The organism is Exiguobacterium sp. J17977 (assembly GCF_018616375.1).
In the GTDB taxonomy this organism is placed as follows: Bacteria; Bacillota; Bacilli; order Exiguobacteriales; family Exiguobacteriaceae; genus Exiguobacterium; species Exiguobacterium mexicanum.
Map to the genome: position 1 here is coordinate 36,348 of NZ_JAEQBB010000001.1, position 12,241 is coordinate 48,588.

Consider the following 12,241-nt stretch of genomic DNA (forward strand, 5'->3'; position numbering starts at 1 on the left):
ACGAGATGGCGAACTGGATCGTGGTCTATTTGGCGCTCATCAATTTTTTCGGCATCTATTTGTTTCCACGGGACCGGGTGCCGTCTCAAAAATGGTTCTCGTTTTCGAGCGGGATCGCCATCACCTACTTTTTCATGTATCTCTTGCCGTCCTTGAACAAGCGGCAAGACACGCTCCGGGTCGAATGGCTCGACCTGGCCCTGCCGTCCGAGATTTACGTCATCAGCCTGCTCGGCTTCACCGTCTTTTACGGGACGATGCGGGTCGTGCGGACGCCGTATTTCAAAGATGAGACGATCGACCAGAACGTGTCGTATTGGCTCCAAGTTACGCTGTTGACGGCGTACATGTCGTTCTCGGCATACGTCGTCACGGCGACATCGGTCACGTTCGTCGCCCGTAGCTTCTACGCGACGGCACTCGGCGTCCACTTCCTCGCCGTCGGCCACGATTTGTATCGCCATTACGGAGAACGCTACATCCGGCAAGGTCGCTATTTGTTGAGCGGCGGGATTCTCGTCGGCGGGTTCTTCTCCCGATTCGTCGAGTTGCCGCCCCATATCGAGGCGATTTTATTCGCCTTCGTCGCCGGGGCGATGATTCTGAATATCGTCAAATTCGAACTCCCGGCCGACCGTAACCTCCACTTTCGGACGTTCGTCCTCGCCGTCGTGTGCTATGGCGGTCTGCTCTTGATGTTGAAGCACGTCCTCTATTTCTAATCTTCCCTTAATAAAATGAATGACTGTTCATTCATTATTTGATATACTAAACCCAAGATTGAATCCGTTTTCATAAGGGGGAGTTTTGGGGATGTCGACATTTTTAATCGTCAACTGGATTCTATTCTTGCTCGTCCTCGGCTATGGACTATATTTGTTTGCGTCGCTGGTCTATCAGCGCTATACGTTCATCAAGCTCGGGAAACAGGCAGAATGGAGTCAAACGAATAAAGAGCGGCTCGAACAGGTCATGATCAACGTGTTCGGCCAAAAGAAATTATTGAAAGACAAGAAGAGCGGCATCATTCACGTCATGATGTTCTATGGGTTCATCCTCGTCCAGTTCGGGGCCATCGACTTTATCTGGAAAGGGCTTGCCGTCGGGACGCGTTTCCCGCACATCCCGCTCGGTCCGCTCTATCCGATTTTCACGTTCATGCAAGAAATCGTCATGCTCATGATTCTCGTCGCGGTCGTTTGGGGATTCTACCGCCGTTACATCGAGAAGCTCGTGCGCTTAAAACGAAACTTCTTGGCCGGACTCGCTCTCATCTTTATCGGTGGGCTGATGGTATCGGTCTTGTTCGGGAACGGGTTCTACCTCGTCTATAAGGAAGAACTTCCGATGTGGGGCGAACCTGTCGCGACACTCATCGGGTCGGCGTTCGCTTGGGTGCCAGGCGGTGTCGCCTTCGCCTTGTTCGTCGTCTTCTGGTGGTTACATCTCTTGTTCTTGCTCAGCTTCATGATTTATATCCCGCAAGGCAAGCATGCCCACTTGATTGCCGGGACGCTCAACGTCTGGCTCGGCCGGACGCACCAGGTCGGTCGTCTCGCCCCGGTTGATTTCTCGGCGATGGAAGAGGCCGAGGAGTCGGACGAAGAAGTCGTCTTCGGCGTCAATAAAATCGAAGACTTCAACCAAAAACAACTTGTCGATTTGTATGCCTGTGTCGAGTGCGGCCGCTGTACGAACGTCTGCCCGGCGACCGGTACCGGAAAAATGCTGTCGCCGATGGACCTCATCGTCAAGCTGCGCGACCATATGAATATGAAAGGGGCCGCCGTCACCCGGAAGTCACCGTGGGCACCGGCGCTCTTGTTCCAAAATACGCAAGGGGCCGAGATTGCAGCCGCGGCCCAAGACGGACACATGCTCGTCGCCGATGAGTTGATCGGCAATGTCATCACCGAAGAAGAGATTTGGGCATGTACGACGTGCCGCAACTGTGAAGACCAATGCCCGGTCATGAACGAGCACGTCGACAAGATTATTGATTTGCGCCGTTACCTCGTCATGATGGAAGGCAAGATGGATCCAGAGGCGCAACGTACGGTAGCCAATATCGAACGGCAAGGCAACCCGTGGGGGATGAACCGGAAAGAGCGCGAGAACTGGCGCAAAGACCGAGAAGAACTCGTCATCCCGACGGCGAAAGAGAAGAAGAAGGCCGGTGAAGAGTTCGAATTCCTCTTCTGGGTCGGGGCGATGGGCTCGTATGACAGCCGCAGCCAAAAAGTCGCACAAAGCTTTGCGAGCGTCTTAAACAAAGCCGGCGTCTCGTTCGCCATCCTCGGCAACGAAGAGAAGAACTCGGGCGATACGCCACGTCGCATCGGGAACGAGCTGTTGTTCCAAGAGCTCGCCGAGGCGAACATCAAACTATTCGAGAAGTATGGGGTCACGAAAATCGTCACGGTCGACCCGCATGCGTATAACACGTTCAAAAACGAATATCCGGACTTCGGGCTCACGGGTGTGAAAGTGTATCACCATACCGAGCTCCTCGCTGAGCTGCTCGATACGGGCCGGGTCAAACCGGACTTCTCCGTGAACGAGCGTGTCGTCTATCACGATTCGTGCTATCTCGGACGCTATAACGGCATTTATGACGCGCCGCGCTTCGTCTTGGAACGTATCCCGGGCGTCGAGCTCGTCGAGGCGGAACGGAACCGTGAGAACGGCATGTGTTGCGGCGCCGGCGGCGGTCTCATGTGGCAAGAAGAGAAAGTCGGGACGCGCGTCAACGTGGCCCGGACCGAGCAGTTGCTCGAGACGAAACCGACGGTCATTGGCTCGGCGTGTCCGTACTGCTTGACGATGCTATCGGACGGGACGAAAGCGAAAGAAGTCGATGAGACGGTCGGTACGTTCGACGTCGTCGAACTGCTCGATCGCGCCCTGGCCCCACTCGAAGTACCTGAACCGCTCGTTCAATAAAAAACAAGGCACGGTCCGCGGACCGTGCCTTGTTCTGTCGTTAGCGCATCTCAGCAGTGGCCAGTAAAGAAGACGTCAAGTGTGATAAGCCTTGCGTCGTCTCATTGATGGCGGAGATTGTCTCGACCATTTGACCGAGGTCTTGCTTATTGCGTTCAAAGGATAGGACGTAATTGCCCATCTCGTCTTTGACAGTCGAGAAACCGGCTTTGACGGCACCGAGTTGACGCATCGCCTCGTCATTCGTCCGATGCATCTGGCCCATCTGGTCGAGCAGGGCGGCGATGTTCGTCTCATTCTCGTGGATGAGGACGTTGATTTGACTGCTCAATTGTTTCGCGTTCTCGGCGAGCGTCCGCACTTCGGTCGCGACGACGGCGAAACCTTTGCCGTGTTCACCGGCCCGGGCCGCTTCGATTGATGCGTTCAACGCCAACAAGTTCGTCTGGTTGGCGATCTGTTCGATGCTCCGAGTCATGCTGACGATTTCTTGCGAGCCGTCCTTGAGCGCGGTGATGCGGTCGAGTGAGGCGTCGACGTACGTCGCTGACTGTTTGAACTCGGATTCCATCTGTTCGATTTGCTCGCCGTTCGTATGCGTCAAGCTCATCAAGTGACGGCTCATCTTCTCCGTCTGCTCGGTCTCGGACAACACTTGATGGGCTCGCTTGCTCGTCTCGGACATGGCGTGACCGGTCTGTTCCATCGTTGTCGCGACTTCCGTGCTGACGCGGCTGACATCGTTCAATAACGTCGCGCGAGCGACGTTTGCCGATTCAATCTCATCGAGACGCGCATCGACGTACTGCTCAGTGACGATTTGGGCGTCCAAGTTCATCGCATGGGACAACGCGAGGAGCGATTCGGTCAATGTGGCCGGGTCGTGTTGGTACGTCTCGACGATTTTTGGGACGAGCAACGTGTTGAAAGCGGAATACGTCGCGAGGAACCAGACGACCGGTACCGCATAGTGGTGATGCGTCTGGCCCATCCGTTTGCGCATGGCGAGGAACTTGTCATCGATGTTCCCGGTCAATAGGCTACGGAAATAGTCAGCGAACACTTTTTTTAGTCGCTCGCGTGTCGACGAGGCGTTGGCAATTTGGACCATCTCGGGTTGCAACATCAAGTGGTCGAGGACGTTTTCGAGGACATCGTCTAATACTGACTCGACGAGCGGGGCCATTGCTTGCAGTCGTTTTACTTGCGACGACGTATAGCCCATATAATGCGTGCGACCGTTCAAATTAGGATTGGTCGGGCGTGCGGTCGTCGACACATCAGGGAAACCGATTGATGCGGTGTAGGCGGTAGATTTTGATTTACGGAACAGTGCCATGTTTCATTCTCCTTTTTCTCGTACAGCTAAAATAGCGTTCTATTCTATATCGGCAAACATGTGAAAAAACTGAGAAATCGATGTGCGATGAAGCTTGTTGTTTTTGCACTAGAAGCGGGAAAGAGAAGAAAGAAAGATTGGCTCGGCCATTTTTGAGAAATGAGGTGTCCGTTGTGAAGAACGCGGTCGTGTTATTGACGATTGTCAGTGCCCTCAGCAGTCAAATCTTGCCCCAAATTTTATTTTTGTCCATCATGGCAGTCGAAGACGGCGTCGGGCGATTGATTCCATTCTTGATTTTCTATGTCGCGAGCATGTCGGGGCTGTTACTGTGGGTGTATGTCATCGGACGGCTAGGTTCGAAACGGACGTTCTTAGTGGCGCTCTCCATCTTGGTCGCGGGCCTTGTCTGCTTCTTGTGGCCGTTCGATTGGGCGATTGAAGTGAGCGCATTTTTAGTCGGTGTCGGGTCGATTGGTGTCGGGTCGATTATGACGACGATTCTATCCCAGTTGAAAGAACTGTCCGGCGCGGATGAGTCGACGGAGCAGGGAGGGAGTTCGCTCCCGCTCGTACTCGCCCTCGTCGCTTGGATTGTCGTTTTCTCCTATGTGCTGAGCCGATCGTATGACGGCGCCGTCATTCTCTTTCTCGTCAGTCTAATCTTGCCGTGGCTGTTCGTGAGACAGTTACCGCTCGAGAAAACGGCAACGTGGACGTGGGCGACCGAGAAGTTCGTGCGTGCTTTCATCGCCGTCACCGTGTTCACGTTGGTGAGCCGTCTCCTCAGCCTGTTGGAAGGGGCGAGCGGGTACGTGGAAATCTTTTTATTGATGATTATTTTGCTCGGCTACGTCGGATGGGTGCTGTTTCAAGACCGGACGCGGACATACGTCAGCGCGACTAAGACGCGCCAAGTCCAACTGCTGGCGTTCGTCGTCGGGTTATTTGGCGGCTGGACGTTAATTGGCGCCGTATTCGTCAGTCTAGCGCTATATTCGTTTCAAGTGCTCTTATTCTATGTGTTTCTTCCGTTCTTGGCAGGGGTCATCGGCTGGATTTTATTGAACCGTGTGTTTGACGTGGCGCGTCATCCGTATTACGTCTTGCTCGTCACGTCGCTGATGTTCTTCCTCGGTTTTTTGGAGCCGCTCGTGTTCATCCCTGTCTTGTTTGTGAGCGGGTACGTCCAGACGATGTATGCGAGTGCGGGTCACGTCTATTTGTACGCATCTTACGGGGACAATAAAGAGTTCGCCTCGCTGCTCTTGCAACTATGGAAACGGTTCGGGATGGTCGTCGCCTATTCCGCACTCATGGTCGGATTGCTCGGCTACGGTCTGTATACCGGGCAGTCGGTCAATGCAGAGTTGTCTTTCAAAATCCCGCGCGAATGGATGCTTGGGGTGCTCGGACTGACCTGGATTTTCAACGTCGGATTGATTACGCTCTATTGGTTACGCATCCAAAAGACCGTCAAAACATCAAAATAATTTCCTCTAGCTTTTTCATATCGGTTTTGTTTATAATGAGGAGTGATGTTTAACTAGTGACGGAAAAGGAGTGTCCTTTAATGAATAAATCGTTGATCGATTTTGTTTACGAAATTCTTCAAAAGACTGGCGAGCAACCAGTGTCATTTGATGAGATTCGTGAGCTGATCAGACAAAACTATACGTTCGCAAGTGAAGAGGAAGAGCTCGAGAAAATCGCGCAACTCTACACGGACATGAACATCGACGGACTATTCGTCAACTTGGGAGCTAACCGTTGGGCGCTTCGTGTTTGGTATCCGTTCGATAAGTCAGACGAAGATCTCGTTATCGAAGCACGCCAACGCGGTGAGCTCGATGAGTTCGAAGAAGAGATCGATGAGACGGATGAAGGCATCGTCGACATTGAAGACGACCTTGACGTCTTTGCAAAGGGTGAAGATTTTGACGCATCTGAGTTCGATGCCGAGGATGAAGCCGAAAAAGTGGAAGGCCTTGACGAGTTCGAGGACGAAGACTTGGACGACGACCTCGACCTTGAAGACGAGGATGATTTATAAGAGACCGCAAAAAGCCGGGCATTTGTCCCGGCTAGGCGTGTCTCTTTTTCTTTTTTGACAGTTGAAAAAAAGAAAAAATAATGACTTGACGACTGCATCGTCTCTGACGTAAATTAGTCATGGGCTAGTTTAGCACGTAACGATGCAGCAAAAGTGTCCTCCATTTCAGTGGGGGCACTTTTGCTTTTTTTGTTTTTTCGTTTCCCGTTGTGGCATTTAAGAGAGGAGAATGATGATGACAAAGTATATTTTCGTAACAGGTGGGGTAGTATCTTCACTCGGTAAAGGGATCACAGCCGCTTCACTCGCACGTCTACTCAAAAACCGAGGTTTGAACGTGACGATTCAGAAGTTTGACCCGTATATCAATATCGATCCAGGAACGATGAGCCCGTACCAGCACGGAGAGGTGTTCGTCACAGATGACGGCGCTGAGACGGACCTTGACCTCGGTCACTACGAGCGCTTCATCGACATCAACTTGTCGCAAAACGCCAACGTGACGTCAGGTCGCATCTACTCGACTGTCTTGAAAAAAGAGCGTCGCGGCGATTATAACGGGGGAACGGTCCAAGTCATCCCGCACATCACGAACGAGATTAAAGACCGCGTCTTCCGCGCCGGTCGCGAGACGAACGCAGATGTCGTCATCACAGAGATTGGTGGAACAGTCGGGGACATCGAGTCGCTTCCGTTCATCGAGGCCATTCGTCAAGTGAAGAACGATATCGGCAAAGAGAACGTCATGTACGTTCACTGTACGCTCGTCCCTTATCTCCGCGCTGCCGGTGAGATGAAGACGAAACCGACACAACATAGTGTCAAAGAGCTCCGCAGTTACGGGATTCAGCCGGACATCATCGTCCTCCGGACCGAGCACGATATCCCAGAAGAGATGCGTGAAAAGATCGCCTTGTTCTGTGACACACGTAAAGAAGCGGTCATCGAGGCACAAGATGCGTCGACGCTTTACGAAGTGCCGCTCAACCTTCAAAAACAAGGGATGGACCAGCTCGTCAACGATTACTTCGGCTTCAACACGCCGGCCGCTGACATGACGGCTTGGAAAGAGCTCGTGCATACGGTCACGCACCTCGAGAAGAAAGTCAAAATCGCCCTCGTCGGGAAATACGTCGAACTTCGTGACGCGTACATCTCGGTCGCAGAATCGCTCAAACACGCCGGTTACGCTTTCAACGCCGATATCGACATCGATTGGGTCAATGCGGAAGACGTGACGTCAGAGAACGTCGAGACGCTCCTCGGAGACGCGGACGGGATTCTCGTCCCAGGTGGATTCGGAGAACGCGGCATTGAAGGGAAAATCGAAGCGACGCGTTATGCGCGTGAGAACAACGTCCCATTCTTCGGGATTTGCCTCGGTATGCAGCTCGCGACGGTCGAATTCGCCCGTAACGTCTTGAAGCTCGACGGTGCCCACTCGGCCGAAATCGATCCATCGACGAACTATCCGATCATCGATTTGCTTCCGGAACAAAAAGATATCGAGGACCTCGGCGGCACGCTCCGTCTCGGCCTCTATCCATGTAAGCTTGAGGCAGGTACGAAAGCACACGCTGCTTACAATCAAGAGCTCGTCTATGAGCGCCATCGTCACCGTTACGAGTTCAACAACGAGTACCGTGAAGCGTTCGAGGCAGAAGGGTTCAAGTTCTCAGGAACGAGCCCGGACGGACGTCTCGTCGAAATCATCGAGATTCCAGAGCACAAGTGGTTCGTCGCGTCACAGTTCCACCCAGAACTCATTTCGCGTCCAGAGCGTCCGCAACGCTTGTTCCACGACTTCATCCAAGCTTCACTCGGCGAATGAGTGGCAGGTCACAGTCTATGACTGTGGCCTTTTTTCTCGGGCAAAAGACTGATACGCGCAACAGCTTCAGGTGGATACATGTTGCCTGAAATGCGGGTACACTAATAGTAGAACAGGGAGAGGGCGATGCGACATGCGAGAACGAACTATGATTTATGCAGGATACGGCGGGGCGCTCGTCACGCTCAGCCTGTTGCCGTTCGTCGTCTTACCGACACTATTATTGCCGTATCAACTCGGGTGGACCGGGGTTGTGCTACTCGCACTGTCAATCGGTCTATTGCGGTCGATTCGTGAGGGCTCGAACACGTATTTAAAACAGATGCTCAAAGTCACGTTCACGTTGTTCTTGTTGTTCGTCTTCGTCTATTACGTCTCGTTCGGACTCGTCTTATATGACTCGTACGGGCTCGAACGGTTACTCGACCAGTATGGCGACCAAGCGATGTGGGTGTTCGCCGCCTTCAGTTTCCTGCAGCCGATCGCGCTCCCGGTCCCAGAGGCCGTCAGTGTCCCGATTGGCAGTGTCGCCCTCGGTCCGCTCCGGGCGGCCTTAATCGGCAGTGTCGCGACGACGCTCGGCATCCTCGTCATGTATGGGCTGGCCCGGTTTGGACGTGAGCGGGTGATGCGGCTCATCGACGCCGACAAGCTCGCGACGTATGATCGCTACGTGGACAAGTACGGTCTTGGCGTGTTGCTTGTCTTGTTCATCATCCCGATTTTGCCTGATGAGGTCATCTGTCTCGCGGCCGGGTTCAGCCGGGTGCCATTCCCGCGATTCGCTTTGATTGCCATCGGCGCGAAGCTCGTCACGTCGTTCGGTCTCGCCTACTCGGTCTCGCTCGGTGAACTGTTTATCACCGGCGCGAGTCCGTTCGCCGTCGTCTCGGTGACGGCAAGTCTGTTGCTCGTCATTTTGGCGCTCGTCTGGCGGAAACGGAAAAAAGGGAATTCGAACTGACGCCTTGAAAGAGTAGAGAGCATAGATAGAGAGGACGAGGGTATGGTTTGCGATAAAGAGTTAGTGATTCGGCCGATTGAGGCACGCGATTTGAATCGATTATGGGAATTGATCTATAAGGATGAGGCGCCAGAATTCAAAAAATGGGACGCGCCGTATTTTGAACATCGGGCGCAGACGTACGAGGTGTATTGTCAGAGCGCGGACGAACACGTCGGCCGTGACGACATGTGGGTCATCGAGGTCGATGGGACCGTCTATGGGACGGTTTCCTTCTATTATGAGGATGCGGGCAAGAACTGGCTTGAGGTCGGGATCATCCTCCATCAAGCCGACCGCTGGAATCGTGGCATCGGCACGCGGGCGCTCAAGCTGTGGGTCGGCCATCTGTTTCAGACATTGCCGACGGTCCGGATCGGATTGACGACGTGGTCGGGCAATGAGCGGATGATGAAAGTGGCCGAGAAGATCGGCATGCAACTCGAAGGTCGGATTCGTCAGGTGCGCGTCGTCGACGACGTGCGTTACGACTCGATTCGCATGGGCATACTGCGGGAAGAATGGATAACAGAAAGCGCTAAGTCTCGGTAGAGGCTTAGCGCTTTTCACGTGTGGAACAATTGGCGGTATTGGAGCGGAGTCATTTGTTTGTACGTCTTGAACGTGTTGATATAAGCCGTGCACGAGGCGAAGCGATATTTCTCGCCGATGGTACAAATCGGCAAATTCGTTCCGAGCAAATCGGCGATGGACGCATCGATGCGGCGGCGCCGGATTCGTTCCGGTACACTTTCGCCGACCTCCTGTTTGAACAGGGCCGACAAATAATTGTTCGATAACCCGATTTGTCGAGCGATCCAAGGGAGCGATAGTTCCGACTCTTTCAAATGGTCTTCAATCAAATGAATGGTCGTCGTGACATTCGGGTTCGTCGACACGGGAGGGGATAGGAACGCCATCATCTTCGTCAAATACTCGACAATGACGGGGATGGCATAGATGAAGTCGAGCGTCGTCGTCAGCTCGTCGATTAAGGTGAGCAGCGCACTCGTATAGTACAGGGCGGTCTGGACGTTTGGGTTATCGACTGGAATCAGACGGATGACGTGATAGACGAGGCCGCGGTAGTAGAAACGGACACTCATGTACTCATCGGAGACCGGAAGTTTCAATAGGTCGAGGGTCAATGTTTCAAGCAGTTGCTCGGCCCGAATCGAGCGGGCGCTGCGGAGCGCACTCACGATTTGTTGGTCAAGTATATAAAAGTTATCCACATGCTGAAAATCATCGAACAAGTTTTTGTCACGATGAAGGTGATTTAGAAATTGGCGTTTGATTTTGTTTTGCATCGGATGAGTCACTTCTTTCGTCGTACGATCGGAAACCGTTTAGTTATTTCGTGGAACGTTCCGTTTGGTCGCTTGTTTTAACTCGGCGATTTCGCGAACAAGCACTTCCTCACGAGAACGGGTTGATGATTCGAGGTGGTGTTCGAGTTCCTTACTTTTTTGTCGATACGTTTCAGCGACTTCTTTCGTACGCTGTTGATACTGAGTGAGCTGTTTGTTGTACGCATCGAGATCAATTGGCTTTTTCGTCATACATCATATGCCCCTTTCAAAAGACGGTCAAACAGACAGGCGTGGCGCAAGCAAGGCTTGGCCCGCAGTCTCGTCGAGGAAACGGCCTCTTTCCTTAGCTTACGAAGGGGACGATGGCTTGGAAAGTTAGGTCAACACGAAAGGAGCGGTGAAAAAGATGAAAAATGTGACGGAATTGTGTCTGTGCCATACTTCTATCGTCACATCATCACATGATGAGGAAAACAACAAAAAACCGCAGACATGAAGTCTGCGGTTGATGGCTTATTTGACGGCTTGGTCTTTGATTGGGAACCAGCCAGCACGTGTTGTGATGGCGTTCCAGAGCGGAGCCGGGACGGCGAGTTCGGCTTGTTTGTTCAAGTCGAGTTCAGTCTCGATTTCGTCTTCACGACCGTCTTTCACTTTCTCGAGCCAATCCGGGTCGATAATCAGTTCGCGGCCGAGCGCGGCGAGGTCGATGACGTTCAGTGCATCTTCGACTTGACCTGGGCGCTGGAGCTGTCCGACTCCGATGAGCGGGACAGCACCGTTGATGCGTTTAGCAATGCGATCAATCGACCGCTCCGTCACGTTCTCGTTCCGCATTGAACCGATATTGAAGTTCCAGAGCGAGGCGTGGAGGTAGTCGAGGTTTTCTTCGAGCAACATATCGATCAATACGTCCGTATCGTCGAGCGTGATGCCTGGCTCTTCGACTTCTTCAGGCGAGAAGCGGTAGCCGATTAAGAAATCGTCCGCGCCTTCAGCTGCACGCTTGACCGAGCGAATGACTTCACGCGGGAATGTGAGGCGTGCGTTTACGTCGCCACCGAAGCGATCGTCGCGTCGATTCGAGTGAGGTGAGAAGAACTGTTGAATCAAATACGTGTTCGCACCGTGAATCTCGACACCGTCAAAACCGGCCTCAATGGCACGACGTGTTGCTTCGCCGAACGCCTCGATGATGGCTTCGACTTCTTCAGTCTCAAGGGCGCGTGGTGTGGCGGCACCTTCTCGAACCGGTGCGATGGCGCTGGCGCTCACCGGTTGTTCGTTCGGAACGAGTTCCGGAGGAGACATGCGTCCTGCATGGAAGATTTGAAGAATCGCTTTTGCGCCTTCCGCTCTCAAACTTTCAGCGAGCTGACGAAGCCCAGGGATGAATTTGTCGTCATTCACACCAAAGGCGTTCGGGAACCCTTTGCCGTCTTCGGTCACGTAAGCACATGCCGTGATGGCGAGGCCGACGTTCTTCGCCCGCTTCCGGTAATAGGCGAGTTCGTGTTCCGACACTTCACCCGTCGGTTCTGACGAATAATGGGTCATCGGCGCAAGTACGAGCCGATTGTGGAGCTCGACGCCGTTTTTGAATTGGAAAGGTTGTAACATGCGTTTCATAAAAAAACTCCTCCTTGTTGGTGATACCTTGAAGTCTAGTCTTCTCTTTTTAAAAATGCGAGCGGGACGCTTTCGGAGGAGCAGGTTGCACACTTCGTGAGCGGGTCGGTGGTTGAATGCTAGAGAATGG

At 53.1% G+C, this 12,241-nt stretch carries 11 protein-coding genes; 7 read left to right on the plus strand and 4 right to left on the minus strand.

Features of this window, described 5'->3' with window-relative positions; all coding sequences use genetic code 11:
- Positions 1 to 5 precede the first annotated feature (5 nt).
- Together KNO58_RS00195 and KNO58_RS00200 are read left to right on the plus strand one after the other, a co-directional pair.
- Complete coding sequence (locus tag KNO58_RS00195; protein ID WP_214751015.1) at positions 6 to 722, plus strand: hypothetical protein; 717 nt, start codon at positions 6 to 8, stop codon at positions 720 to 722.
- A gap of 91 nt (positions 723 to 813) precedes the next feature.
- Positions 814 to 2,943: a (Fe-S)-binding protein gene (locus tag KNO58_RS00200; RefSeq protein ID WP_214751017.1), complete on the plus strand. Its 2,130-nt coding sequence runs from the start codon at positions 814 to 816 to the stop codon at positions 2,941 to 2,943.
- Positions 2,944 to 2,983: 40 nt separating this feature from the next.
- Here the strand turns inward: KNO58_RS00200 and KNO58_RS00205 are convergent, their stop codons facing one another.
- Positions 2,984 to 4,282 carry a methyl-accepting chemotaxis protein gene (locus tag KNO58_RS00205; RefSeq protein WP_214751019.1) on the minus strand — a complete coding sequence of 433 codons (1,299 nt, stop codon included), beginning with the start codon at positions 4,280 to 4,282 and terminating at the stop codon, positions 2,984 to 2,986.
- Positions 4,283 to 4,455: 173 nt separating this feature from the next.
- Here KNO58_RS00205 and KNO58_RS00210 point away from each other — a divergent pair, with 173 nt between their 5' ends.
- The 5 genes from KNO58_RS00210 to KNO58_RS00230 all read left to right on the plus strand — a co-directional run bounded on the left by KNO58_RS00210 (position 4,456) and on the right by KNO58_RS00230 (position 9,721).
- On the plus strand, positions 4,456 to 5,775 hold the full coding sequence (locus KNO58_RS00210; RefSeq protein ID WP_214751021.1) for a hypothetical protein: 1,320 nt from the start codon (positions 4,456 to 4,458) through the stop codon (positions 5,773 to 5,775).
- Positions 5,776 to 5,855: 80 nt separating this feature from the next.
- Complete coding sequence (gene rpoE / locus KNO58_RS00215; RefSeq protein WP_021066088.1) at positions 5,856 to 6,335, plus strand: DNA-directed RNA polymerase subunit delta; 480 nt, start codon at positions 5,856 to 5,858, stop codon at positions 6,333 to 6,335.
- Between the two features lie 235 nt (positions 6,336 to 6,570).
- Positions 6,571 to 8,166 carry a CTP synthase gene (locus tag KNO58_RS00220; protein WP_214751023.1) on the plus strand — a complete coding sequence of 532 codons (1,596 nt, stop codon included), beginning with the start codon at positions 6,571 to 6,573 and terminating at the stop codon, positions 8,164 to 8,166.
- 133 nt (positions 8,167 to 8,299) lie between these two features.
- Positions 8,300 to 9,130, plus strand: a complete 831-nt coding sequence (locus KNO58_RS00225; protein WP_214751025.1) for a TVP38/TMEM64 family protein — start codon at positions 8,300 to 8,302, stop codon at positions 9,128 to 9,130.
- A 42-nt stretch (positions 9,131 to 9,172) separates the two neighbouring features.
- A complete protein-coding gene (locus KNO58_RS00230) occupies positions 9,173 to 9,721 on the plus strand; it encodes a GNAT family N-acetyltransferase (RefSeq protein ID WP_214751027.1) in 549 nt (182 codons plus the stop codon).
- A gap of 14 nt (positions 9,722 to 9,735) precedes the next feature.
- Here the strand turns inward: KNO58_RS00230 and KNO58_RS00235 are convergent, their stop codons facing one another.
- The 3 genes from KNO58_RS00235 to KNO58_RS00245 all read right to left on the minus strand — a co-directional run bounded on the left by KNO58_RS00235 (position 9,736) and on the right by KNO58_RS00245 (position 12,111).
- Positions 9,736 to 10,479, minus strand: coding sequence for a helix-turn-helix transcriptional regulator (locus KNO58_RS00235; RefSeq protein WP_214751029.1), 744 nt, complete (start codon positions 10,477 to 10,479; stop codon positions 9,736 to 9,738).
- 39 nt (positions 10,480 to 10,518) lie between these two features.
- Complete coding sequence (locus tag KNO58_RS00240; protein WP_214751031.1) at positions 10,519 to 10,731, minus strand: hypothetical protein; 213 nt, start codon at positions 10,729 to 10,731, stop codon at positions 10,519 to 10,521.
- A 264-nt stretch (positions 10,732 to 10,995) separates the two neighbouring features.
- A complete protein-coding gene (locus tag KNO58_RS00245) occupies positions 10,996 to 12,111 on the minus strand; it encodes an NADH-dependent flavin oxidoreductase (RefSeq protein WP_214751033.1) in 1,116 nt (371 codons plus the stop codon).
- Positions 12,112 to 12,241 lie beyond the last annotated feature (130 nt).

Coding starts and splice junctions, on each gene's coding strand:
- KNO58_RS00195 (WP_214751015.1), top strand. CDS start 6: ATGGCGAACTGGATCGTGGTCTATTTGGCGCTCATCAATTTTTTCGGC.
- KNO58_RS00200 (WP_214751017.1), top strand. CDS start 814: ATGTCGACATTTTTAATCGTCAACTGGATTCTATTCTTGCTCGTCCTC.
- KNO58_RS00205 (WP_214751019.1), bottom strand. CDS start 4,282: ATGGCACTGTTCCGTAAATCAAAATCTACCGCCTACACCGCATCAATC.
- rpoE (WP_021066088.1), top strand. CDS start 5,856: ATGAATAAATCGTTGATCGATTTTGTTTACGAAATTCTTCAAAAGACT.
- KNO58_RS00220 (WP_214751023.1), top strand. CDS start 6,571: ATGACAAAGTATATTTTCGTAACAGGTGGGGTAGTATCTTCACTCGGT.
- KNO58_RS00225 (WP_214751025.1), top strand. CDS start 8,300: ATGCGAGAACGAACTATGATTTATGCAGGATACGGCGGGGCGCTCGTC.
- KNO58_RS00230 (WP_214751027.1), top strand. CDS start 9,173: ATGGTTTGCGATAAAGAGTTAGTGATTCGGCCGATTGAGGCACGCGAT.
- KNO58_RS00235 (WP_214751029.1), bottom strand. CDS start 10,479: ATGCAAAACAAAATCAAACGCCAATTTCTAAATCACCTTCATCGTGAC.
- KNO58_RS00240 (WP_214751031.1), bottom strand. CDS start 10,731: ATGACGAAAAAGCCAATTGATCTCGATGCGTACAACAAACAGCTCACT.
- KNO58_RS00245 (WP_214751033.1), bottom strand. CDS start 12,111: ATGAAACGCATGTTACAACCTTTCCAATTCAAAAACGGCGTCGAGCTC.